This is a genomic window from Pseudoxanthomonas sp. 134C1, from assembly GCF_057773065.1.
Window position 1 is genome coordinate 235,450 of sequence record NZ_JBYMTH010000003.1, and the last position, 24,685, is coordinate 260,134.

Consider the following 24,685-nt stretch of genomic DNA (forward strand, 5'->3'; position numbering starts at 1 on the left):
CGTCCCGTTCGTCAGCCGCCGCAAGGGTGGCACCGACCGTTGGAGAACATCATGAGCATCGAAGTGCGTGGTGTATGCGCGTTGTTGCAGGTCTTCGACATGCCGACGTCCGTCCGTTTCTACCGGGACGTGCTGGGGTTCGAGATCGTCGAAACCTCGGTGCGCGATGGCGATCAGTTCGATTGGGGACTGCTGCGGCTGGGCGAGGCCGAGCTGATGTTGAACACGGCATACGAAGCGGATGACCGGCCGGCTTCGCCGGATCCGCAGCGCCTGTCGCAGCATCGCGATGTCTGCCTCTACTTCGGCTGTCCCGATCCGGACGCGGTCTACCGGCATTTGCGGGCAAAGGACGTGGACGTGGAACCGCCCAAGGTCACGCCGTACGGCATGAATCAGTTGTACGTCCGCGATCCGGACGGCTTCCTGTTGTGTTTCCAGTGGTCGGCGGGATGAAGCATCCCTTTCGTCATTGCCACGATGCGCGCCTGGCGGGTGCATTGTCCCGATGCTCCGTCTTTGCCCCCGAAGTTCCATCGGGATGATGACGGGTCTTGCGGCATGTTCATCGATGCCGGCACCCTCACCTGTATCTTCGATGACAACGACGGATCTTCGAGCGTTGAATGCGAACAGGCACGCCATCCAACTGTCCATCCGCCGGCAACGCTGATACTGTTCCAGTCACAAAAGATCATTGTTGTCGGGAAGAAAATTCATGTTCAGTCACGTTACCGTGGGTGTCAGCGATCTGGATGCCGCAGCCGCGTTCTACGACGCCATCTTGTTGCCGCTGGGTTTGCGGCAGCGTGAAGTGACACCGGATGGCGGCCCCTCGGCCCGCTGCTGGATCAAGCCGGGCCAGGCATTGCCCCGTTTCTATGTCTATCAACCGTTCGATCGGCAGCCCGCCAGCGCCGGAAACGGCAGCATGCTGGCGTTCCTCGCCGGCGATGAACAGCAAGTGTCGCAGGCTTACGCCGCCGGACTGCTGGCGGGTGGCAGAAGCGAAGGCGAGCCCGGCGAACGCCCGCACTACGGCAAAGGCTATTTCGGCGCCTACCTGCGCGATCCCGATGGCAACAAGATCCATCTGGTCCATCGCGGGGATCTGGCATGACGAAGTGTTCGGTCTACATCGCCACCAGCGTGGACGGCTACATTGCCGGAGCGGACGGTGATATCGATTGGCTGCTGCGCCCCGAATACGCCGTTTCCCTGCTCAACGGGCTCGGCTACGAAGCCTTCATCGCCGATGTCGACGCCCTGGTGATGGGACGTCATACCTACGACAAGGTCCGCACCTTTCCCGAATGGCCCTATGGCGCCCTGCCGGTCATCGTGCTGTCGACGCGGCCGCCTGACACCTCCGCCGGCCAGCCCGCCAACGTGCGATGGATGAGTGGTTCGCCGGAAGAAATCACCCGGCAACTGGCCGAAGAAGGATGCCGCCACCTGTACATCGACGGCGGCAACACCGTGCAACGCTTCCTGCGGGCCGGATTGATCGATGAGCTGACCATCACCCGCGTCCCGCTGCTGCTGGGCAATGGAATACCGCTGTTCGGTGCCGATGCCCCCGAACAGAAGCTGCGACTGATCGCTGCAACGCATTCCGAAAATGGCTTCGTCCAGGAACGCTACGCCGTTCAGCGCGCGCGGTAACACGCCGCCCCTCAAGTGCGTTGCGCGACGCAGGCAATGAACACTCCCTTCTTCGCATCGCCTTGCCCTGGTGGACCCGCACATGCCTGTCGCGTGGAATCAGCTATCCGATGTGAGAGGCTCCTGCGATGCCACCGGGACGCCCGTGCCCGGCCCAGCCCACACGCTGTCGCGGGGACCCAAGCGCGCGCGCCGCCGCGCGTGCACCGCCATCAGCAGCAGTGCGCCTGCTCCCAGCAGCGCGATCCCGTCGACCCATGCCAGCACACCCGGCGGGAACCACGCGCCGCCCAGGCCCCAGTGCCCGACGAGACTGCCGAGTGGAATCAGCAGGGTTGCGGCCGCTGCGAACAGCGCCAGTTCCGATGACGCGCGGCCGGCGCCGCGCAGGAAGGCCCATCCGGTCGCACCCAGGAATACCGCGTAGTAGACGAGCCGATGCCACAGCGCCGGATCTTCGACGCGCGCCGGCAGCCACTTGGCCGCGGCGAGCGTGGCGGAGATGCCGGCCACGCAGCCCAGCGCCACGCCCACGGTCAGGCAGGCCATCACCCGGCTCGAACGGCGCTGTGCGACGGCGCCCTGGCCGCGCTCCTTCCTGCGCCGCGACTCCAGCCACAGCACGTTGCCGGTGTAGAACAGCATCGCGCCGGCCAGGCCGAGCAGGAAGTACGCCCACCGCACCGGCAACCCGCCGAAGTTGCCGAAGTGCAGGCTGAAGAAACTGGCGATCGCGGTCTCGTAGCCCGCATGGCGCCCGGGAATGTCGTTCCGATGCAGTTCGCCGGTATAGGGATTGGCGCCGATCTGGGTGGAGATGCGACCACGGATCGGATGGCGCGGGTCCACGCCCTCCAGCCGCACCCGGGTCACCCCGCCACGGCTCTGGTAGCTCACCGCCAGCACCTCGAAACCCGGCGCCTGGGACCGCGCCTGCCGCACCAGTTCGGCCGGCGCCAGCACCTGCGCGCCCGCTGGCCGCTGCGGAGGCGGTTCCCCGCCCCATTCGATCGCGGTCGGATACACCACCCGTTCCTGCAGGTCGTAGAACTGATCGTGGAAAGCGAACACCACGGCGGTGAGCGCCATGACGATGTGGAACGGCAGACTCAGGATGCCCAGCGCGTTGTGCGCGTCCAGCCACATGCGCTTGAGGTTGTGGCCGATGCGCAGCGCGAACAGATCCTTGATCAGGGTCGGCAGCAGGACGATCACGCCGGATACCAGCGCCACGCAGTACAGCAGCGCGATGATGCCCATGATCGGCATCGCCACTTCGTGGGGGAACGGCAGGCCGACCTGCTGGTGCAGGATGTCGATCCACTCGGCGACCTCGGTCTTCTCCAGCGCGCGGGTCTGCAGGCGGCCTTCACCATCCAGCGCGGCGGCGAAACTGGCGACGTCCCCCCGACGCTCGCCCCGCACGTGCCACAGCATCCGCGCCGGCGCATCCGGCGTGGGCGTGATGCGGATTTCGTAATCGCGCGCGGCTTCCGGATGCGCGGCGACGGTGGCGGCGACGAGCTCCGGTGCCCGCTCCAGCGGCACGGCCGGCGCGAGTTGGCTCGGCGGACTGGCCCAGCGCTCGATCGGTTTCTCGAACATGGTCAGCGCGCCCGCATAGAACGCGATGAACAGGCACAGTCCACTGAGGATGCCCACCCAGATGTGGACGTCCTTGTAGACCTTGATGATGTCGTTGCGGATGCGCATGCGGGATCCGATGGAAAGAATCAACCCGGCAGCCAGCGGCTGGCGTACAGCAGCCCGAACGCCAGCGCGTTGGCCAGCGACAGCCACAGCCACGCGCGCAGCGGGGTGCGGAACAGGAAGACGAAACCCAGCACGAGCGCCCAGATCGGCGCCATCAGCCACATGTTGAATTGCAGCTTGCCCGGTCCACCGGCGATGCCACCCGGTCCCCACCAGGCGAACAGGCCCGACACCGCGAGCGCCAGGCCGAAGCCCAGCAGCAGGCCCGCGCAGCTCTTGCCCAGCCAATGCCGGCTCTGCAGTTTCGGCGCGGGCCGGCTCACCGGTCCGCCCTCTTCCGATGGCGCGCGCGCCACGCGCCGGCAAACGGCATCACCGACCACACCAGCATCAGCAGGGTGAGCCAGGTGAACGCGGCGGCGAGCGCGCCCAGCAGTTGCAGCAGTGCCAGCAGCGAAATCAACAGGCACAGGCCGCCCGGCCAGCCGCGCGCACGCGCCGGCCACGGTCCGGCGGCGCGCCACGACTGTCGCGGGGAAGCCAGGTAAAGCAGCACGGCACCGGCGACGCCGGTGCCCGCGGCCACTACGACCAGAACGGTATTCATGGGGACGCCAGACCCGCGAACGCGCGCAGGAACAATGGCAACGACGCGCCCAGCGTCTGTCCGTGCGAAAGACCCGGCAGCGGCACGTAACGCGTATCCACGCCACGCGCCTTTTGCCGTTCCGCCAGATCCTTCGCCGCGCCGGGCGGCACCGCATCGCGCGCGCGCCGCATCGGCGCGTGATCCGGTCGGTCCGCGTTTGCGGGTCGGGGTTCGGCTTCGGTGGCTCCCACCCCGGCCCTCCCCCGCATGCGGGGGAGGGAGTTTTCAGGCGAGCGATCCACGCTTCCGCCCCTTCCCCCGTGTACGGGGGAAGGCTGGGATGGGGGCGCTTTTCCCGAAGGCACAGCGACGTTCTCACCCGCGGCCAACCACAACGCTACGTCCTTGGACGGCGCGGCTTCGTCAGCCTCTTTCAACAGGTAGCCGTCACCCCACCACAACGACGGATCCACCGCCGCATAGGCATCAAAGGACTCCGGCCGCGAGAACAACGCATGCAGCACGAGCACGCCGCCGTAGGAGTGCCCCCAGATCGCCTGCCGCGCATCGTCCAGCGGCGCCACCCGGCGCACGCGCTCGCGCGCCGCACCGGTCAGCCAGTCGAGGAAGCCGTCCGCGCCGCCATTGCGGCGTCCCATCGGGTCCACCTGCACGGCATCCCCGCCGGGCAGGCGCGGGGTGTAATCGTGCGCGCGCGCCGCGCCGTCGATGCGCAGGTCGTTGTCGTGGGCGACGAATACCAGCAGCGGCGGCGAAGGCGCCTTCGCCAGCGCCTGCACCAGGGCCGCCGGCGTCTCCATCAGCGCCGCGTTGCCGTCCAGCAGCCACACCGCCGGATAACCCGCGGCGGGTGGCGGCGCGAGCGGGACCGCGAGGTTCAACCGATACTCCCGCCCTTCTCCCGACGCCAGGGTGACGCGTTCGAAGCGATATCCCGGCACACCGGTATCGGCGACGGTGGTGCCGACGCGACGGCTCGGATCCGGTTGCGCGATGGCGGGCACCGCCATCGCCAGCAGCACCATCACCACGAGGAGGCCCGACAGCCCCCTCACCAGCTGAATCTCGCCGTCGCCAACACCGTGCGGCCGCTGCCGTAGTAGCAGGACGACACACCGCCGCAGGTCGACACGTACAGCTTGTCCGACAGGTTGCTGACGTTGAGGCTGAATTGCGTATGCACGCCACCGAGATCGCCAAGGTCGTAGCGCAGGGCCGCGTCGAACAGCGTGTAGGCGGGAATCCGGTACAGATTGGCGCTGTCGCCGTAGCTTTCGCCGTTGTAACGCACGCCGGCGGCCAGGCTCAGCCCGGCCAGCGCACCGCCCTGGAAGGTGTAGTCCGCCCACAGCGACGCGGTGTAGTCCGGCACCATCGCGATCTGCTTGCCCTGGTACAGATCGCTGCGGGTCATCTCCGAATCCATCCGGGTCGCCGCGCCGATCACGCTGAAGCCTTCCAGCGGGGTGATGCGGCCTTCCAGTTCGATGCCGCGCACGCGGCCTTCGCCGTCCTGGACCGAACACTGGTCCTGGCCGGTGGCGCCGCAGGTGTCGTGCGCCGCGTCCGGATCCTGGGTCAGCACGTTCTGCTGGCGCAGGTCGTACACCGACAGCGTCATCAGGCCGTCGAAGCCGGCGGGCTGGTACTTCAGGCCGGCTTCCCACTGCTTGCCGGTGATCGGATCGAACGGCGTGCGGGTGAAGCTCTGCAGCACGCTGGTGGTGGACGGCTGGAACGACTCCGCATAGCTCGCGTAAGGCGTGAGTCCATTGTCGAACAGATACACCACGCCAGCACGACCGGTGAACGCCTCGGCGTCCAGCCGCGTGCGCGTCCACGGACCGGTGACACCCGTGGCCACGGTGTGGCTGGCGGTCGCGGTGTCGTCCCGGGTCCAGTCGTAGCGACCGCCGAGGGTGAAGCGCCAGTTGTCCAGCGCGATCTGATCCTGCAGGTACACGCCGGTCTGTCGGTTGACGCCGCGCGTGATGCTGATGGTGCGGGTAACCGACACGTAACCGGTGTAGACCGGACGGAAGATGTCGATCGGCGCCGGGTTGGTCATCGCGCCGCGCCGGCCCTCCCAGTCCGCCTTCTGCCAATCCACGCCCAGCAGCAGCGTGTGCGAGGCCGCGCCGGTGTCGAACTTGCCCTGCAGGCGGGTGTCGACGGTGTCGCCGTCCGAATCGCCGGTGCCCCAGGTGGCGCGGCGGTTCTGGGTGCGGCCGTCGGGATTGAGGCCGCCACTGGTGACCACGGTCTGGAACAGCGAATCCACATGCGTGCGCCGCGCGCTCTGGCTCAGCGTCCAGTTCGCATTGAAGGCGTGTTCGAACAGCCAGCCGGCGGTCCAGATGGTGCGGTCGAAGGTGTTCCAGTCCGGCTCGCCGATGAAGGTGGTGTTCTTCATCCGCCCATGAGCGGTCGGCACCAGCGTGCCGGCCATCGGCAGGAACTGGTAGGTCGATCCGCCATCGTCCTTCTGGTACAGGCCCAGCAGGGTCAGTCGCGTGCGCTCGGCGATCTGCCAGCTGTAACTGGGCGCGAGGAAGCCGTGCTTCTGTTCGGTGTGCTTGATCTGGGTATCACCGTCGCGATACAGGCCGACCAGACGGAACAGATGCGCGTCGCCCTGCTTGCCCGCGCCGACATCGAACGCCGCGCTGGCCTGGCCGTGGCCGTCCACGCCGATGCGCAGCTGCCGTTCGGCGTCCGGTCGCGGCGTCTTGCTGACCTGGTTGACCATGCCGCCCGGAGCGACCTGGCCGTACATGACCGCGGAGGGCCCCTTCAGCACTTCCACCCGCTCCAGGTTCCAGCTGTCGAACATGGTCCGGTTCCACTGCCCGCCCTGCGGCGCACGCATGCCGTCGAGGGTGACGTTGTTGCTCCAGCTGCCGGCATCGAAACCGCGGATGCGGAAATCGTCGACGCGGTTGTCGATGCCGGTGCTTTCCAGGCTGACGCCGGCCACGTAGCGCATGGCGTCGTTGAGGTTCTGCACGCCGCGCGCGTCCAGTTCCTCGCGCGCGATCACCGACACCGACTGCGGCGTCTCGGCGATGGAAGTGTCGGTCTTGGTCGCACCCTGCGCGTGGGACGTGGTCCGGTAGGCGTTGACCCGGATGGTATCGAGCGTGGTGGGCGCGGGTGCGTCCGCCTCGCCCGCCGACGGCAGCGCGGTCTGCGCCATGGCGCTGGCGGACAGCGTGAGGAGCGAAGCGAGGGACAGGGAAAGCGGGGTGCGCGCGAAAGCGCGCCGATGCATGGTGGACACGGAACCAACCTGGAGTGAAGAGGGTTGGCTGACTGCGTCCGCAGCGGCTATCGGGGCAATTCTACCCGGATGAGAATGATTCGCAATTGATTTAAATCAAGTCGGGGGAAGTGCCCGGGATTCCGCCCGTCGCCCCGGCGCAGGCCGGCATCCCATGGGACAGCGAACCGACGGGTGCCCTCTCCGCGCGAGGCCAATCCTCCGCGAATCCCGCGACACCGCGCAGGAACGGATGCCTGCCTGACCCGCCAATCGACCGCTGAAGTTCGCGGGCATGACGGCGACGGCGATCTGATCCGGCCGTCAGACCGCCCGCAGCATCAGGAACAATCGGACGCTGTAGTACCCGTCCTGCGCGGGCCAGTCCGCCGACTTCAAGGCGTGCTCGCCCGCTCCCCAGGGCTCGTTGTCGCGCAGTGCTTCGACGGTGAACGTGCCATTGAGATTGCAGAAGAAAAAGCGGAACCAGTGGGTGTGGCCGGTCGGCGATTCGGCGCGGATGGCGGCTTCCAGCCGGGCGAACAGATCCTCCGGTATCGACGGCTGCATGCCCGCCGAGCCACGGGTGCCGAAGTTGCCGATGTGCGCGGCGTAGTCCCTGTCACCGAACGACCACGTCTCCACCGTCACCTGTTCCTCGTCCCTCCACCCCCACAGCGCCGACAGGAATACGTGGAACGAATTGCGGGTGAAGTTCGCCATCCCGTCATTGAGTCCATCCTCGCCCTCGCCGAGTCCGGCGAAGTTCTCCTCGACGACGGTCTTGTCCGGCAGCACCACCTGGACATCCAGCCGCCCGGTCGCCTCGCCCGGATGCCAGACCGCGCGCATCGCCGGCAGTTCGCCGTCGGGCGCGATCCAGTCGCCGTGGGTGACGTGGGCGATGCGATGCGCATCGAACAGCTGGGACAGGGCTTCGGTGACGGTTGAGGTGATCATCGGGATTCGCTTCGTTTGCAGACGTCATCATCGCGGCTGCCACCCGATCCGCCAAGCGCCCCAAATTGCACATCCGAACCCTTCCCCCGCCTGCGGGGGAAGGTGCCCGAAGGGCGGATGCGGGCAGCGCGACACCCGTAGAGCGGAGCTTTGCTCCGCTCCCCCGCAACCACCTGTGATATGGATACCAACCACACCGGTTGAATCCACACCCCGACTGATGCCAACCCTGCGACCGCTGCGAAACGAAAACACCAGCGAAGTCCTCCGCCTCAACCGGGCGGCGGCTCCTGCCGTATTCGCACTCGACGCCTCGGAACTGGCCCGCCTGCTGGCCCTGTCCCCGCTTCACCTGGCCGCCGTGCAGGACGACGGCGACCTCGCCGGCTACGCCCTCGCCTTCGTCCACGACCATCCCTACGACGGCGAGGAATTCCTCGCCCTGCGCTCCCTGATAAACGCACCTTTCTTCTACGTGGACCAGATCGTCGTCAACCCCGATACCCGCGCCACCGGCATCGGCCGGATGCTCTACCAGGCCCTGACGGAACAGGCCCACCGCCTCGGCGCGACCGTTCTGTGCTGCGAGGTCAACCTCATCCCGCCCAACCCCGCCTCCCTCGCCTTCCATCACCGGATGGGGTTCGCCGCCATCGGCGAAATGGAGAACTCCGATGGCCGGTGTGTCGTCCTGCTGAGGAAGGATCTCTAGGCGTTCAGTGATTCTCCTGCCTCGCGCACGATCCATATCACTTTTCTATCCGTCGTTCGCGCTTGTAGTGCTATCCGTCCGGACCGTACCGGAAGCGCACCCGCTGGCGTCCACCATCTCGTGGCCGGTGAAGTCGCGCATCGTCGTGGCTGACGCGCTGCCGCTGCTGCTGGGGTCACTTAGCCTACGCCGATTGCCGCAGACCGTAGTGGCACTGAACTAAATTTTTCTGCAGCCAAAAAATCCACTATTTGATCTTTACTAGCGAGCCAAATGGCGCAACCCGCATTATGTAACGACCAGTATTCTCATTAAATATAATTTCTCTCGGAGGACTTGATCCGCGCTCATAAAATCCAACACGCCTCACATTCGGCGCAACCTCTTCTTCGGAAAGAACGACAACGCGCTCATCAACCCCATCAATGCTGATATCAGCAATAGGAAGCAATCCAAACTCTTGGCGAGACTGGTTTCGCTTATGTCCGTACGAATTTTCATAACCCAATACCAACGAGCCCAAAGTAAGAAACCCAGGCCTAACTCCCGCACGGATAGTAGTTACATTCTCACCCAGCACGCCTTTCAACTTGCTGACAATAGACAACTCATATTGTGCCCTCTTGCACCCTCCAACTTTCAAGAACTCAAGACACCGGCTCGAGACAACTCGATAGATCGCCACTGATTTTGCATTGCGAATCTCCGCATGTACATCCTGCTTTGCTGGAGTCAGTGCCTGCAGCTCAAATGAAATCAAAAGCAGGGCAGCCAACAAAATTGAACTTGCGTTTACTTTCATGGCAGTCTAATCCTATCAATTACTTCATCCATTTCTCTATGGATTTGATCGTGCGCTGGCTGGCTTGTTGCACGAATCCAGCGCTGAGCAAACCTAGGATTTCTGTGTAGAACTTCGTGACCATAGTTCTTTAAATTTTCCAACCGATCAGATGTCATTGACCCCTTAAAGAATCGAATCGGCTTACTTGGATAACCATAACCATCTATGCTCGCATACCCGATAATTGAGACTCGATCACCACCTATACGCTCCGCGTACCCTTCCACATCATAGTACGTAGCATCCAGATACTCGCTCAATACTGGATTTCGACCCAATAGACCTGCCGACTCGCGATTTTCTATCTCTGTGAGGAAGCCGAATTCTGCGGGAAGGTCGCCCGACCGCCTAAGCGTATAAAAATCTCTCTTCGCTTGTTCGAGATATGCGCCTCCCGTCTCATCTCCAACATCGGTGGACGCAACTTTTCCGTTCTTGAGATACGGCTCAGTCTGAGCCCGTTCATCGGCACGCTTGCTCATCGCCCCCTGGATGGCCCCACTCACCGCCCCGTTTGCGAACTTCCCACCCGTGGCCTTGGACAGCGTACCGCCCACCAACGCGCCCACGGTGGTCCGCACGGTGTCGTTACGGATATGGCCCACCTGCGGCATCACCGATGCGGTCACCCCCGCGGACACGAACCCGTGCCCGAATCTGCCCCCGCTCAGACTCTCCACCACCCCGCCGGTCGTGGCCTGCAAACCCACTTTCTGCCAGGCGTCCAGACCGCCCGCGTTGGCGATGCCCAGGGTGATGCCCGCCGAGAACGCCCCAATCACGCCGCCCTTGAAGGTGCCCGTCGCCACGTAGCCACTGGCGAAACCGATGGCCATCGCATAGCCCATCTTGGCCCACACGCTGCCGAACTGCGGTGCCACCAACGTGCCGATGACGGCAATGGCGATGCCCACCAGTTGCCGGAACGTGAACATCCCCGTCGGGTCCGTGTACGCCAGCGGGTTGTTGAACACGTAGGTGTAGGCGTTCCAGCTCTGCGCGTTGTCCGGTGACTGCACAGATCCGGCTATTAGAATCGCGCACCCCAGCCCCCCCAAGACCGCACCATCACAGCTACTCGGCTATCTTTTCCTTCCCCATTCTGCCTAGCGCAACCCTTCTCCCATGAATGATCTTATCGAACGAAAATTTCGATTTAAGAACACGCCCGTCCAACCACTCCACCGAATAATCAAGACTCAAAGTGCAGCCACCTTTGGCAGACGAAATTTCTCCCCCCAAATCAAATTCAACATGCCCCGCACTTCCAGAATCCACCCAGACGCCAAGCTCCTTCTGTTTGGCAAGCAGTGACCCGCCATCCCGACAGACAAAAATGAGATTGCTAAATTTCAATAAAAAAGAATCATCCCTATCATTTACCACCAACAATCCGATCGTAGCTTTACCTGCATGCCCACCGGGAAACTCGACAAGCGGGTATGCCATTTTTATTCCCTCATCGCTCAACGAATGCTCATCCACAAACCCCCTCCACCCACCTGTAACCCTCTTAAAATCATGACTTCCAACAAGCCCTGAAGCACGCCTATCCCTCACCCCGCCTTCACGAATATATTCAATATCAACATCAATTTTACAATCTTTACTCAGCTCCTCCATGGATGAGAATTCAACAGACCTGTAACTCCATGCATCCGGCTCCAGCCAGCCATAAACTCTCTTGAACCTTGATTCTGAATAATCAGAATTCACCGAAAGTCCCGAGCCGCACCCCCGCGCCATCGCCTTCGTAAAATCCAAGTAAAACCCAGCACGCTCCCCTGAATTGAACACAACAACCCCCATTTCTGCGATATTGCCAGTCACCTTTAGTTCTTGAAAAGCATATCGCTCTATTTCCTGCGCTTTCAGATCAAACAAAGAGAGAAACACCAAGAGACTTCCCAAGCCCAAAGAACGGCTGACAACAAGAATATTCAGCACAACCTTTCCTCCGCACACGCCCGATACCCTTCGATAGCTCGCTCATACTGATCTATAAAGTAAATATCATCGAACTCATAGTGGTTCGCGTATCGTATATCGGCTTCATATGCCGATATCTCCGATCTCGCAACATTAACCTTGTTTTCTATGATTTGATCCAAGGTTCCCGATTTAATGAATTTGAAATTCCCATTTAAATAGTCAAATGCATGACTCAACTCATGCCTGATGATTCCAGCGAGTTGCTTACTTGTCCAAGCCCCATCGAGACTTTCCTTACTGACAAGGATTGACTCTCCATCAAACTCTGCTGTTCCATTTTCTGAATCAACGACTTCTACAGCCACGACATTGTAAATCATGCCGTTTGGGAAGACCTTCCCATCGCTGGCGAGATCTTTGATTATTACCGCAGAGTTTTCCTCCCAAGCAGCCTTCATCCGCTCTGTCCCCGCACCAAATTTCAGCACTGGCTTTCCACTGGATTTTCTTGGTGGGCCTTTACTCATCGCCCCCTGAATCGCCCCACTGACCGCCCCGTTGGCAAACTTCCCGCCCGTGGCCTTGGACAGCGTTCCGCCCACCAATGCCCCAACGGTGGTCCGCACGGTGTCATTGCGGATATGACCCACCTGCGGCATCACCGATGCGGTCACGCCCGCGGACACGAACCCGTGCCCGAACCTGCCCCCGCCCAGACTTTCCACCACCCCGCCGGTCGTGGCCTGCAAACCCACTTTCTGCCAAGGGTCCAGGTTGCCTGCGTTGGCGATGCCCACGGTGACGCCTGCCGAGAACGCGCCGATGACACCGCCCTTGAAGGTGCCCGTCGCCACGTAGCCGCTGGCGAAACCAATCGCCATCGCATAGCCCATCTTGGCCCACACGCTGCCCAACTGCGGCGCCACCAGCGTGCCGATGACCGCGATGGCGATGCCCACCAGTTGCCGGAACGTGAACATCCCTGTCGGGTCCGTGTACGCCAGCGGGTTGTTGAACACGTAGGTGTACGCGTTCCAGCTCTGCGCGTTGTCCGGCGACTGCACCAGCGGGTCCGGTTGCAGGAACCGGCCCAGGGCCGCGTCGTAGATGCGGCTATTAGTGAGCGAAGCCGGACTCTGGGCGACCAACGCAGCTCCACTCAGCCAACAACTCCTATAGTCCGTCGGTCTTCGAGATTCACCCCCCAGTTCAGCGCTTGTTGTAGCCGTCACGGACACTTAGCACATTGATGGCCCCCACAGGCTTCATGAGAGTGGAAGGGTCAGGCGCATCCAGTGAGAACGTACCGAACACAATGATGTTGCTCTGGTCTTTGCCTTTCAAAGGTTCCAGATTGCCCAACAGCCTCACCGACGATGACAAATCTCGACTGAGATAGAATTCTCTGCTCGGGAACAGATAGATATCGCCATCCAAATCCCCCATGAATCCTGGAACGATTATCTGTCGCCCATCAAATAATCCGCGCGATGTAACTACCTGCAGCATCGACGCCCGGCAAAATTTTCCCGCTGCAGAACCATGCTCGTAGCAGCGCAGCAGCCGATATGGATCTTGGCTAACTTGTCCAACGTCATTTGAATCCTGCATGGTGCAAGATGAGCAAAAAAACACAGCTAGCAGGATCGCGGCGCGCGTGGCGTTGGTCCGCCGCCGGGTGTGCGCCGCAAATAAGACGGCCGATACGGAGTGCGGTTGAGGTGACACCTCTCGTCCGCTAGTACCGAAAGCATGGATGTACAACGCAAGGTGACGGCATGCACAAGCCCCGCGCTGACCAAGAAAGAAGTTGGTCAGGGTACGCACATCCGAACCGCGTTCGAAACAATCACGCCTGCGAAGGCCCCGGTGGGGGGGTACTTCTCACGATAGGTTGCATATACACCATAACAACCAGGCTTAAGCGAGTAGCTCGAAGCAATGGCACTCTCCTCGAAACGTCGACCGATCAATTCACTTGGCGCGAGCGAGATCGCCCCCTTTCCAGGCGGCACGGAAAGTGGCATTGAAGCATCCGACTTTAGTGCACACTCACTGCATCGTTCCTTTCCCTTAAAGAAGAACAGACTGATGTTGCGTTCTACACCCAAATAGGAAATCCGGGGATAGATGGAGACAATATCTTCGGAAGAGTTGGCTATATAGACATCAAAAAAATTTCCATCCGAATTGATCTGGAGTTTTATGTCGCTATCGACGGCTAGAGCCCTAGCCGCAGGCACCAAGAGACAACCCAAAACAAATGCAAGAACTATGTTTTTTTTAATTAGTATGGAATGAGGCATCACCTTCAACACTCCTTTGATATGTCGCTGCAAATACGAATGCGCGGCGGCTCTGTCGCCTGCCGATAGGCGTCAATATGCAGTTGAAACGATCGAATGGTACCTCGCTGAAAATCCACAGGGGCTCGTCTGAATGCGTTCGATTCCACTTGAAATTTGTACGCTGCAAGCTCTCGCTCAAGCATTTGCTCGTGGGTTTTTGCGCCGCCTCGCTGGCGATACTGATGCCAGTGAATGACTTCGTGCTCCAAGTCGCTCACGAGAGCATCATAGTCCCAATAGAACGCCGGCTTGTAGAAGGTGATAATTCGCCCCTGAGTAACCGCGCCAGTATATGGTTCAATCCCGCCATCACTGTTTACGTAAAATTGATCCTTATAGTAGATATCATTCGCCATGTAGCCTCGATCTACCGAGCGCGCCATCGCCCTTAACCCTTCCTGTCGCGTCTTTGGGTCTTTTAGCAGTACTGCGATCTCTTCCGGCGCCCCCTCTGTTCCATCACCAGTCCCGTATGCCTGAGAAGACTGTCTTTGGGTCTGAACACGGGCCATCGCCCCCTGAATAGCCCCAGTCACCGCCCCATTGGCAAACTTCCCACCCGTGGCCTTGGACAGCGTACCGCCCACCAGCGCGCCCACGGTGGTCCGCACGGTGTCGTTACGGATATGGCCTACCTGCGGCATCACCGATGCGGTCACCCCCGCGGACACGAACCCGTGCCCGAACCTGCCCCCGCTCAGACTCTCCACCACCCCGCCGGTCGTGGCCTGCAAACCCACTTTCTGCCAGGCGTCCAGACCGCCCGCGTTGGCGATGCCCAGGGTGATGCCCGCCGAGAACGCCCCAATCACGCCGCCCTTGAAGGTGCCCGTCGCCACGTAGCCACTGGCGAAACCAATCGCCATCGCATAGCCAATCTTGGCCCACACGCTGCCGAACTGCGGTGCCACCAGCGTGCCGATGACCGCGATGGCGATGCCCACCAGTTGCCGGAACGTGAACATCCCCGTCGGGTCCGTGTACGCCAGCGGGTTGTTGAACACGTAGGTGTAGGCGTTCCAGCTCTGCGCGTTGTCCGGCGACTGCACCAGCGGGTCCGGTTGCAGGAACCGGCCCAGGGCCGCGTCGTAGATGCGCCCGTTCATGTGGATGACGCCGGTGCCGTCCACCATCTCGTGGCCGGTGAAGCCGCGCGGCGTCGTGGGTGAGGCGCCGCCGACGCCGTTGGGGTCGCTGTAGCCACGCCGCTCGCCGAAGGCGGTGAAGTCCAGGCCCTCGGCCAGCGTCCCAATGAGCACCAGACCGCTAATTTGCCCGGCTATTTCATCGCCCGCATCACGCCTCGGTTGCACTTCTATAGAGACACGCTCCGAACGCACCCCATATTTCTCCGCCACTACACTCCAGAAGTGATCGTGCAATCTTTAGTCTTCAACTGATACGTGAACTATCCTTTTCTTGTCAACGTCGAAGACGGCATGAAATCTCCCTCCCATTCTTTCAGGAGACCCAAGAAATGAAACAACAAGATACTTCTTAACCGGCGTTATGACTACCGTCTTACCTCTAACATCAATGTCTGGTCGCATTGATTCATATGCAGACGTCAGAGCAAGCGAGTACAGCCCTGCTTGCTCAGCATAAATGTCGCGCCGCCAATCATTCGCCGCCACAGTTAAAATAAAAAATCCCAATATAGAAACAAACAGAATAACCCTACTTACCCAATACATCCTCGTGCCTCCCAATAATATAAAAGCTATTTGCTCGCCCGTATGATATGACGTTTACATTATCGATCACATAACTATATCCAGGCATTATTCCAAGCTCTCGGTTCTCCAGATTAAAATAGTCCGCCGAACTTGGTCTTGAAGACCACAATCTGCCCCGCGCATCGTAACCGCGAGGCGTAGGATGAGTATGAAAAGACCCCCTTACTCGCAATCCTTTGTACGTCCCGCCTGGGTCGATTGCAGGTCGCCTGATGCTTGTGAGGTCCCCGCGCTCCCACCGACGAACCCCAATACTTCCATCTGCCTCATACCCCCAGTACCCTCCTTCTTCATGTCGTGAAAATGGATTCGTAGGCTGCGAATCAGCCCACGCATCTCTCATTCCTTCTAGCAACACTGGATCATTCAGTTCTCTTGGGTATGCAATTTTCCTGTAGATACCTCGCGTCCATTCACTAACTCCATCAAGGAATCCATCTCCCATCTCGTTACTGTCGCTTGGTGTACGGGCCCCAGTAGAGGTCCGCATCATCGCCCCCTGAATCGCCCCACTCACCGCCCCATTGGCGAACTTCCCACCCGTGGCCCTGGACAGCGTACCGCCCACCAACGCGCCCACGGTGGTCCGCACGGTGTCGTTGCGGATATGACCCACCTGCGGCATCACCGATGCGGTCACCCCCGCGGACACGAACCCGTGCCCGAACCTGCCCCCGCTCAGACTCTCCACCACCCCGCCGGTCGTGGCCTGCAAACCCACTTTCTGCCAAGGGTCCAGGTTGCCTGCGTTGGCGATGCCCACGGTGACGCCTGCCGAGAACGCGCCGATGACACCGCCCTTGAAGGTGCCCGTCGCCACGTAGCCGCTGGCGAAACCAATCGCCATCGCATAGCCAATCTTGGCCCACACGCTGCCGAACTGCGGCGCCACCAGCGTGCCGATGACCGCGATGGCGATGCCCACCAGTTGCCGGAACGTGAACATCCCCGTCGGGTCCGTGTACGCCAGCGGGTTGTTGAACACGTAGGTGTAGGCGTTCCAGCTCTGCGCGTTGTCCGGCGACTGCACCAGCGGGTCCGGTTGCAGGAACCGGCCCAGGGCCGCGTCGTAGATGCGCCCGTTCATGTGGATGACGCCGGTGCCGTCCACCATCTCGTGGCCGGTGAAGCCGCGCGGCGTCGTGGGTGAGGCGCCGCCGACGCCGTTGGGGTCGCTGTAGCCACGCCGCTCGCCGAAGGCGGTGAAGTCCAGGCCCTCGGCCAGCGCCCCGTTGGCATCGGCGATGCGCACCACGCTGCCCAGATGGTCATGGAACAGGTACCGCGTCGCCTGCACCGCGCCGCCCGCCACCGTCTGCTGCACGATGCCGCCGATGACGCGCCGGGCGGTCGTCAACCCGCCCTGAATCACCAGTTCCACCCCGCCCAGGTACAAGGTGACCGTGCCCGCTTCCTCGCGCTTGTAGCGTTGCCCGTCCGGACCGTACCAGAACCGCACCCGCTGGCCGCCGCCCATCTGGATTTCATGAGCCTTGCCATCGGCGCTGTAACGCACGGTGCGGTCGTTGGCCGTGCCCGGCGCATCGCGCAGGGTCTGGTTGCCGCGATCGTCGTAGGTGTAGAACGCCGCGGCGGCGCCCTGCCCGGTCTGGCTGACCGCATGCGGGCTGCCGGTGATGGCACCCAGCGCGACGATGCTGTTGGTGGCGAGCGGCGACGTGCCGGCGGTCGTCCGCGAGGTGCCGAACTTCGGACGTGCAGCCAGGGCAGCTCGCTGGAATGTCTTCGGTCGCGCGGCCATCCGGCGGGTCTCGGCCCGTTCCGGCGGCACGATGCCCTGTGCTGGCGACGGCTGCGCCCGCGCAAAGGCACGAGCCGACACCCGCTTCTCCACCGGCACCAAGTAGTGGCTGAGGTCCCGCGCCGCCTGCATCTGCCCGGCCACCGGCATCGCCAGTGCGCCAACGCAGCCATCACCACCGGGGTAGGCATAGCCGATGCCATTCTTGCTGCAGATGTTGCCCAGACCGTCGTAGGCGTTGAGCAGCGTGGTCTGGTTGACCGGCACGCCGTTGGTCCAGGCCAGTTTCCCCTCGACCAGGCGATTCAGCCCATCGTAGGAAAAGGTTTCCAGATAGCGCCCTTCCTTCTGATGGGTGCTCAGGTTGCCGGCAGCATCCCAGGCGTAGGCTTCCTTGACGAGATTGCAGGCCGCATTTCCCGCGCAGATGTCCGCGATACGGCCTGTCCGGGCGTGGTACTGGCGCACAACCTCCATCGCCGCCAATCCACCGCGGCGCTCGCGCACCACGTTGCCCCAGGCATCGGTGGCCAGGGTGCGCTGGTAGGTTTCCGCACCACTGCCGCAGGCCACGTTGACGTCCGTGCTGTCGCTGGCGCAGATCGCGATGGGACCGCGCGGACCGTATTGGTTTTTTGTCCACAGCCCGCTGGCGTCCTGCGATTTCCAGGGACGGCCCAGCAGATCGTACTCCTGATGGCTGAAATACCACTGCCCATCCACGGTTGCCTGACTGCCCTGTGGTCGTCCCAACGTGTCGTAGAAGTACTGGCGCGTGTAACCCAGCCCGGTCCCGGTTTGTCCGGACCAGGCGGCATAGGTGCCGGTGATGGTTTCGCTGGCAAGTTGCCCGGCACCGTTGACCGCATTGTCGAAGTCAAGCGTCGACACCGTTTCCGCCGCGCCACCGGGCAATCGACTGGTCTTGCGCCAAGCACGACCGCGCGCATCCAGTTCATGTTCGATGCGATAGCCGCCGTTGTCGGTCTGCGCGATCAGTTCACCCAGTGCGTTGTACTGGAACAGCGTGGTGCCGGTATCCGGATCGTTCTGCTGGATTTTTCTTCCCGACACGTCGTAGACGAAGCTGTTGCTGATCACGCCGTTGCCGGCATTACGGCTGACGGTGCGCAGATTGCCATCCGCGGTATAGGCGAAATCGGTCTGCATGCCATTGGCATCAACCGTATTCACCAGTTCGCCCCTGCCATTGCGGACCTGGGTCGTCGGATTGTTGCGCTGGTCGCGCGTGGTCGTGCTCAGGCCCGCATAGGTGGTGGTGACCTGATTGCCATCCGGCGTCTGCACGTTCGTAACCCGGCCCAGGATGTCGTAACGGGTCGTCGTCCACAGGCGTTCACCGGATGCACAGACCGCTCCCAATCCAGCCGGCCCCGCGGTGCCTGCGACCCCTGGCAGGAAGAACGGGTTGGAGGCGCGCGTCGGCCTGCCCACGGCGTCGTATTGGGTGCAGACGGCGGACACGTCCTGTCCGCTCACGCCGGCGTTGAAACTCTCCACCGCCTTGAGCAGCGGGTGGCCCATCGCGTCGAAATAGGTCCACTGGCGGAGAGACTCGGTCGCCGCGATCTGCTGACGGAAGCGGGCACCGTCGGGGCAGTTGACCGCGTTGGCTCCTGAGCCGCACCAGCGATAGGTCGTCGTCGCGCTGGCCCCTCCTTGCCCGGGGTTGGCGTTGGGCGCGGTACGCACCCAGGTGAAGTAGTCGCGGCCCAGCAGTCCGGCCATCTTCATGGTGCGAACGTTGTTGACATCCAGCGTGTTGACCGGATTACCGAAGATGTCGCGATCGGCGATGAAGGCGGTGCGCAGCTCCTGGGCGCCCGTGCCGGACCAGAACGGCTCGTAGGTCGCCACCGGGAAACGCCCGGTGGCGTCGTATTCCATCCGCGAGTAGCGCTTGACCGCATCCATGCTCGCGGGATGGAACACGAAGCCGGCCGTCGAACAGTTGGTGCCCGGCGCGGCGCAGGTCGTGGACTGGACGCGATTGCCGTATTCGTCCAGCGAATAGGCTTTCGTCGAAGCCAGGTTGGCGCTTGCGCCGGGCTGGCTGCGCTCCTCGTTCAACAGACCGGTCACCGCACCGCTCATCGCATAACCAAAGCCCGAGGTGCGGACGACATCGGTCTGGCCGGGCCTGCGGTGGGTGATGGTACTCGCGGTCAGGCGCCCGAGCCGCCACTTGGCGACATTGTCGGCATAGGTGTTGCTGGTGATGAGCGTGGACACCAGTGTGCTGTTGCCGGTGTAGGTATCCACCACTGTCTGGCTGACGTTGCCGTTCGCGCCATAGCTGTAAGCCGTCCCCACGCGGCTGGTGTAGGTTCCCGTATAAGGATCCCGCAGCGTTTCTTCCGTGCCTTGCGTACGGACATGGAGCGGGCTTTACGCGGACAGCGTGGCGGGAGCGACCTCCCAACTGTGGAGCTGGTTGGAGAACATGCTGCCGCCAAAGGCGGGAAATGCCTGCCCGGGCACGGCGAAGCAACTGTTGCTGATGGTTCCGGTCAGGCACGGTGAGACGGCGTAGGTCTGCCCGATGACGGCTACCTTCACCGTCCGTGTCGGCATGCCGACATACGGGAAGTTCTGCGCATACAGCGTCGTCGTGACGACATGCCCTTCCGCATGGTTGGTGTCCACGGTGCTGACCGCGCTGAAACCCAGGAAGCCGCGCCCTCCGCCCTGGATCCGCCCGCCCGTGTACCGGTAGATGACCGAGGCCTTGGCGTTGGGATTGCCCGTCACCGGCGAAGTACTGGCGACCCGTGCCACCACGTAACTGGGCGCGATCATGTCCATCACCGGCGACCCGCGTCCCCAGTTCAGACCATTGCGCGATCCGGTCTCACGCCGGTACACGGCGGCATTGGTCAGGGATGCGTAGGTGATGTCGGTTTCCAGGCCCAGGCCGTTGGTCACCCGGGTGATGACGTCGCGGGGCTGGAACACCTGCGTGCCGCGCGAGAAGAACAATGCGACCGTACTGCCATAGAAACTCAACGTCTGGAAGTCGGGGTTGCCATCACCATCCGCGTCGGAGAACCAGGCCACGCTCTGGGCCGGATTGCAGCTGCCATCGCAGTGCCGTGCATTGCCACCGGGCAGCGGCGCGCCGGGAGCGAACCCGCCGTTGGGCAGTGCCCGGCGCCAGTAGTAGATCTTGTTGCCCACATCGACGAGGTACAGAGCATCGGAACGGCCATCGCCATTCACATCGACAAACTTCGCGTAGTCCTCGAGTCCGCCCGGCACGGGTAGTTCCACGTCATGTTGCATGCCCGCACCCGTATTGATGCGGTACATCCACGCGTTGGTCCCTATCCTGCGATAGACCGAATCGGTCAGCCCATCGCCATTGAAGTCGGCAAGCTGGAGGGAAGAAATCGTACCGGACGCGACCACGCCGTAGGCCCCCAACGTGATCGTGGTCGCGGTCAACGACTTCACGCTGAATGCCGTCAGATTGTAGGAACTCGCTCCCGTCACGCACGGTGGCCGCGCCCGGACATCCGTGCGGCTCGAAACCTCGTCCAGGATGGCGTGCTGGTAGCTGCGGGCCGCCAGCAAGGGATCGCAAATCGGTTCCCCGAACCGTATCCGGGTCGTGACCTGAATCAGCAGGTCGGACGCCGCGTCACCGTTGAAGTCCGCCAGTTGGGTAAAGCTCCCCAACGTACTCGGTGCGCTGGCTGCGGTGCTGGTGCAGGTATCGCCCGGCGCACAGGTGTACGCTGCCTGCAAGTCCGCGGGATCAACCTGCACGGTCCTCTCCGCGCCCCAGACGAAACCCGTCGCATGACGTTCCATCAAGCGGGCCCGCATGCCCGATGCGGTCGGATAGACGATATCGGCAAGCCCATCGCCGTTGAAATCGGCCACTTGTGCCTGCTGGGTCGCTGTATTGTCCGAAGGCACGATGGGGGACAGCCCGGCGATAAGATTCACCGTCATGTCGAAGTGCGTTCCATTGGAAGGATGGACGCGCCATCCCTGCCCCGCCGCGCTCGACACGAACAGGTCATCCCGCCCGTCGCCGTTGTAGTCCAGCAGGTGCCAGGCCCCTTCCCCCCGGGCGGTGATGTCCACCGGCACGCAGTTGTAGGTGGCGTTGGTGAACGTGGGGCGTCCCGCGCTGTCCAGTGCTCCCAACATGCTGATGATCCAACTGCCGCCGTAGCATCCCTGACCCGCGAGATAGAGAACCGCCAGGTCCTGACGTCCGTCGCCGTTGAAGTCACCCAGTTTGAAATGCTTGAAATGGTCTGTGGCCAAGGAAAGATTCGCCGGCTTCTCATAGCTGGCGAACTGATGGGCGCCGCTGCTCCACAGGAATGACGTCGGCGAGCTGCATACCGCCGCGGTGTTGTCACGGCATTCCTGCAGGCCCACCAACGTGTCCAGGCCACTGCCGGACGGAGCCGCCGAATAGGTCAGCAGGATATGGCGTGCCTGCTGCTCCTTCGCGCAACTGCCGGCGGTGGCGCAACTGGTGATACTGTCCAACCGGCGCGAGCCGGTGACCACCCCACCGGCGACATACGCGCGTGTCCAATCGGCGGCGGACCGCGCGGTGTAGTTGAACTGCAACTTGGCGTACGGCAAATGGCTTGCGGATTGACCGGGCAGTGCCGTCTTGCCGGTGTAACGCACCTCGGCCAGGAGGTGCTCGCCAGTACCGGCACCAGCAGGGTTCTCCGAATAAACGTAGTCGACGTAGTTGCCGGTGGAGTCCTGGAAACGCGTCTGCGCCCAGAACAGCGCTGCGCCCGGGCGCAGCGGCGAAGTGGTTTCGACATAGCCATCCGGGCGGTTGGCGCTGCCATTGTTGTCGCGGTCGCCATACCAGCTGATGGAGCCATCCTTGCCTTCCACCGTGAAGAAGGCCGGTCCCAGTACCGCGTTGGCCGTGTAGGCGCAGATGCGGCGGAACGAATCGATCTCGGTCGCCAGCGCAACACCACTCAGACTTCCCGCTGCGGGACATGCCACCGGGGATGGCACCAATCGCTGTCCATCCAGGCAGTAGCGATCGGAGGCAGAGAAGTTGACCGGCCGGAATTCGCCATCCGGTGTGGCCGCTCCCAGGAAGTCGCCGGCTTCGCGCGTCGCTCGGCAACGGGTGATGGAGGACAGTCCGTCAATGGACCAGCCCTTGCCCAGCGGGCCGTGGCCGGCCTGGCTGGAGTAGGACAGACTCAGTCGCGGCTCCACTCCGGCGGTACCCGGCACCGCGTACAGGGGAATGGTGTAGGTAGCCGCTCCCGATTCGTCCACGCGGAACTCGGCGGCGGTGGCCGAGACGGCATCCGATATGGGGTCGGCATAAACCACGACGCCGGGCTGGGAGCCGCCTCCAGTCGATTGTGCGACCACATCGGCCAGGCGCAGCGCCAGCGGCGCAAACAGCACGCCGATGACCACGGCCAGCAGGAAACCCGCCAGTTTTGGCGACGTTGCGGAGCTCTCGGTAGGCACGACGGAATCCCCTGTTCCACGCGCCACACGCATCCCGGCGCGCTTGTCCATAAACGTGTCAGTCGCTGCAAAAAAGAGCTGACGGTACGTCGCATCTCCACGCGGACGACAGAACCCATGATGCCTCGCCATCCCTTGGCATCTGGTCGCTCTTTTACACCCGTGTAATTGTGATTACAACTGACATTTGCTTGAACGGCGGACAGTGACCGTCAATCTCGCAGCCTCTCTCCCCGCAAGTTTCAGTTGGTGTGCGCCGTTCTACCGTGGGCTCGGCAAGCGTGGGGAATCGCCTTGCGTCAACACGTTGACCGCCTGTACGAACCAACGGGCGCATGCTTCCACCTCCGCCGGCCACCCGCTCCAATCCTCTTCGTACTCGCCGCGATAGACCGCAACGGCGTGCAGGAGGACGGCATGATGTTCACCGGGCACTTCCGCCAGCGCACGCGCGGCCGCGACGTCCTTGGCGGCGAATTCACCGGTTCGCAATGTCACCCACATGCGCGCCAGGGTGAGCAGCGCGTGCTTCTCCTCTCCGCGCCAGTTGCGCGCCACCTCCGGCATCATCGCGAGGATGGCTGCGCGGATGTCCTCGCGTGGAATCTCGGGTAAGAGTTCGGCGGCGGCGGGCCCGTGCAGCGCGATCCCCTTGGCGCGCGCCTGCGCGATCAGCAGGGCGATGTCGGGATCCGGTTCCGGCGGCGGCACCGTCCCCGCTTCCAGTTCCGGTCGCAGCCATTCGCCGAACTGCAATTCGCGGCGGGCCGGGTGCCGCCAGGGCTGGATGTCGGACAGGACCAGGCAGGTCACTTCCAGCGGACGCAATCCATTTCTCGCCGGATATGCGGAGAACGCCAGCAGGCTCCGCATCAGGGCGGCGCGTTCGGCGGGCGTCAACGGCCGCCGCACCACCGCGAGCAGATCGATATCGCTCTGCGCGCGCAGGCCGCCTTCGACGAAGGAGCCGTAGAGATAGAGGGCGAGGAGATGGTCCCCCAATCCTTCCTGCAATGCGCCGCTGGCATCGCGGGCCTGGCGGGGCACATCGATGGCAAGGCGTGCATGCGAAGGATTCACGTGCCCTGCACCGCCTGGCCCGGCTTCCGTCGCCTGCCACGCGCCACCCACCATGAGGCCAGCCCGGCGCCCAGCGTCCAGGCGAGCAGGGTCTTGCCGCCGGCATGCAGGCTGCCGATGACCGCCAGCGCGACGACACAGGTCGCGACAAAGGCCAGCAGCGCCACCGGGATGTGCACGGAGACCATCCGAAGCGCGATTCCATGGATCACCAGCGCGACCAACCACGCCCCCGGTCCAAACAACACGAAGACATCCCATATCCCCGTGGGAAAGCCATGCGGCATCGCGATCGCGGCGGCGTAGGCCAGCGCGTACATGGATATCTGGAACGTCGCGATTGCGGATGCGATCCCGATCATCGCGCCGATCATCATTCCGTGCTTCATACGTCCGCCTCCCCGATTCACCGCGCATTTCGCGCCTGACGGGAAACCCTATCATCCGGGCATCCCAGCGGCACGTCGGCTGTGCGCGAACCGCACCGCTGCTGTGCGCCATCTCGGCTACCCGATGCGTGACGGGCGCCGCACCATGGCCGCCCCATGACAACCGAGGTCAG

General features: G+C 62.7%; 22 protein-coding genes. 5 read left to right on the forward strand and 17 right to left on the reverse strand.

Translation table 11 applies throughout. From position 1 onward, the window contains the following. The first annotated feature begins 51 nt into the window (after positions 1 to 51). From AC3DEZ_RS08170 to AC3DEZ_RS08180, 3 genes are all read left to right on the forward strand, one after another. A complete protein-coding gene (locus AC3DEZ_RS08170) occupies positions 52 to 456 on the forward strand; it encodes a VOC family protein (protein ID WP_488387754.1) in 405 nt (134 codons plus the stop codon). Between the two features lie 262 nt (positions 457 to 718). Next, entirely contained in the window at positions 719 to 1,120 is a 402-nt protein-coding gene (locus tag AC3DEZ_RS08175; RefSeq protein WP_488387755.1) for a VOC family protein, read from the forward strand. After that, positions 1,117 to 1,665, forward strand: coding sequence for a dihydrofolate reductase family protein (locus AC3DEZ_RS08180; RefSeq protein WP_488387756.1), 549 nt, complete (start codon positions 1,117 to 1,119; stop codon positions 1,663 to 1,665). Before AC3DEZ_RS08175 ends, AC3DEZ_RS08180 begins: the two co-directional genes overlap by 4 nt. A gap of 99 nt (positions 1,666 to 1,764) precedes the next feature. Here AC3DEZ_RS08180 and AC3DEZ_RS08185 read toward each other — a convergent pair whose 3' ends face one another. The 6 genes from AC3DEZ_RS08185 to AC3DEZ_RS08210 form a co-directional block, all read right to left on the reverse strand. Beyond that, positions 1,765 to 3,378 (reverse strand): PepSY-associated TM helix domain-containing protein, encoded by a 1,614-nt coding sequence (locus tag AC3DEZ_RS08185; RefSeq protein ID WP_488387757.1) that lies wholly within the window; start codon positions 3,376 to 3,378, stop codon positions 1,765 to 1,767. Between the two features lie 20 nt (positions 3,379 to 3,398). Then, on the reverse strand, positions 3,399 to 3,701 hold the full coding sequence (locus AC3DEZ_RS08190; RefSeq protein WP_488387758.1) for a hypothetical protein: 303 nt from the start codon (positions 3,699 to 3,701) through the stop codon (positions 3,399 to 3,401). Next, complete coding sequence (locus AC3DEZ_RS08195; RefSeq protein ID WP_488387759.1) at positions 3,698 to 3,985, reverse strand: hypothetical protein; 288 nt, start codon at positions 3,983 to 3,985, stop codon at positions 3,698 to 3,700. The genes AC3DEZ_RS08190 and AC3DEZ_RS08195 overlap by 4 nt, the downstream gene beginning before the upstream one ends. Further along, positions 3,982 to 5,043 carry an alpha/beta hydrolase gene (locus tag AC3DEZ_RS08200; RefSeq protein ID WP_488387760.1) on the reverse strand — a complete coding sequence of 354 codons (1,062 nt, stop codon included), beginning with the start codon at positions 5,041 to 5,043 and terminating at the stop codon, positions 3,982 to 3,984. The genes AC3DEZ_RS08195 and AC3DEZ_RS08200 overlap by 4 nt, the downstream gene beginning before the upstream one ends. After that, entirely contained in the window at positions 5,040 to 7,259 is a 2,220-nt protein-coding gene (locus AC3DEZ_RS08205; RefSeq protein ID WP_488387949.1) for a TonB-dependent siderophore receptor, read from the reverse strand. The genes AC3DEZ_RS08200 and AC3DEZ_RS08205 overlap by 4 nt, the downstream gene beginning before the upstream one ends. A gap of 312 nt (positions 7,260 to 7,571) precedes the next feature. Then, the gene (locus AC3DEZ_RS08210; RefSeq protein WP_488387761.1) at positions 7,572 to 8,207 is read right to left on the reverse strand and encodes a DUF6348 family protein; all 636 of its coding nucleotides are present in this window, start codon (positions 8,205 to 8,207) and stop codon (positions 7,572 to 7,574) included. 220 nt (positions 8,208 to 8,427) lie between these two features. Here AC3DEZ_RS08210 and AC3DEZ_RS08215 point away from each other — a divergent pair, with 220 nt between their 5' ends. Continuing rightward, positions 8,428 to 8,919, forward strand: a complete 492-nt coding sequence (locus AC3DEZ_RS08215) for a GNAT family N-acetyltransferase (RefSeq protein WP_488387762.1) — start codon at positions 8,428 to 8,430, stop codon at positions 8,917 to 8,919. Between the two features lie 247 nt (positions 8,920 to 9,166). Here AC3DEZ_RS08215 and AC3DEZ_RS08220 read toward each other — a convergent pair whose 3' ends face one another. The 11 genes from AC3DEZ_RS08220 to AC3DEZ_RS08270 all read right to left on the reverse strand — a co-directional run bounded on the left by AC3DEZ_RS08220 (position 9,167) and on the right by AC3DEZ_RS08270 (position 24,443). Beyond that, the gene (locus AC3DEZ_RS08220) at positions 9,167 to 9,721 is read right to left on the reverse strand and encodes a hypothetical protein (protein WP_488387763.1); all 555 of its coding nucleotides are present in this window, start codon (positions 9,719 to 9,721) and stop codon (positions 9,167 to 9,169) included. Beyond that, positions 9,718 to 10,737 (reverse strand): hypothetical protein, encoded by a 1,020-nt coding sequence (locus AC3DEZ_RS08225; RefSeq protein WP_488387764.1) that lies wholly within the window; start codon positions 10,735 to 10,737, stop codon positions 9,718 to 9,720. The genes AC3DEZ_RS08220 and AC3DEZ_RS08225 overlap by 4 nt, the downstream gene beginning before the upstream one ends. Positions 10,738 to 10,837: 100 nt before the next feature. After that, positions 10,838 to 11,710 (reverse strand): hypothetical protein, encoded by an 873-nt coding sequence (locus tag AC3DEZ_RS08230; RefSeq protein WP_488387765.1) that lies wholly within the window; start codon positions 11,708 to 11,710, stop codon positions 10,838 to 10,840. Further along, positions 11,704 to 12,843, reverse strand: a complete 1,140-nt coding sequence (locus AC3DEZ_RS08235) for an RHS repeat-associated core domain-containing protein (protein WP_488387766.1) — start codon at positions 12,841 to 12,843, stop codon at positions 11,704 to 11,706. Before AC3DEZ_RS08235 ends, AC3DEZ_RS08230 begins: the two co-directional genes overlap by 7 nt. A gap of 61 nt (positions 12,844 to 12,904) precedes the next feature. Then, entirely contained in the window at positions 12,905 to 13,522 is a 618-nt protein-coding gene (locus AC3DEZ_RS08240) for a hypothetical protein (RefSeq protein WP_488387767.1), read from the reverse strand. Then, positions 13,510 to 14,001: a hypothetical protein gene (locus AC3DEZ_RS08245; RefSeq protein WP_488387768.1), complete on the reverse strand. Its 492-nt coding sequence runs from the start codon at positions 13,999 to 14,001 to the stop codon at positions 13,510 to 13,512. Before AC3DEZ_RS08245 ends, AC3DEZ_RS08240 begins: the two co-directional genes overlap by 13 nt. Before the next feature lie 5 nt (positions 14,002 to 14,006). Further along, entirely contained in the window at positions 14,007 to 15,401 is a 1,395-nt protein-coding gene (locus tag AC3DEZ_RS08250) for an RHS repeat-associated core domain-containing protein (protein ID WP_488387769.1), read from the reverse strand. 319 nt (positions 15,402 to 15,720) lie between these two features. Then, complete coding sequence (locus AC3DEZ_RS08255) at positions 15,721 to 19,875, reverse strand: RHS repeat-associated core domain-containing protein (protein WP_488387770.1); 4,155 nt, start codon at positions 19,873 to 19,875, stop codon at positions 15,721 to 15,723. A 75-nt stretch (positions 19,876 to 19,950) separates the two neighbouring features. Next, a complete protein-coding gene (locus AC3DEZ_RS08260; RefSeq protein ID WP_488387771.1) occupies positions 19,951 to 23,094 on the reverse strand; it encodes an FG-GAP-like repeat-containing protein in 3,144 nt (1,047 codons plus the stop codon). Positions 23,095 to 23,304: 210 nt separating this feature from the next. Then, entirely contained in the window at positions 23,305 to 24,123 is an 819-nt protein-coding gene (locus AC3DEZ_RS08265) for an aminoglycoside adenylyltransferase family protein (protein ID WP_488387772.1), read from the reverse strand. Further along, complete coding sequence (locus tag AC3DEZ_RS08270) at positions 24,120 to 24,443, reverse strand: hypothetical protein (RefSeq protein WP_488387773.1); 324 nt, start codon at positions 24,441 to 24,443, stop codon at positions 24,120 to 24,122. Before AC3DEZ_RS08270 ends, AC3DEZ_RS08265 begins: the two co-directional genes overlap by 4 nt. Between AC3DEZ_RS08270 and AC3DEZ_RS08275 the strand changes: the two genes are divergently transcribed. Further along, positions 24,442 to 24,672 carry a hypothetical protein gene (locus tag AC3DEZ_RS08275; protein ID WP_488387774.1) on the forward strand — a complete coding sequence of 77 codons (231 nt, stop codon included), beginning with the start codon at positions 24,442 to 24,444 and terminating at the stop codon, positions 24,670 to 24,672. The genes AC3DEZ_RS08270 and AC3DEZ_RS08275 overlap by 2 nt on opposite strands. Positions 24,673 to 24,685 lie beyond the last annotated feature (13 nt).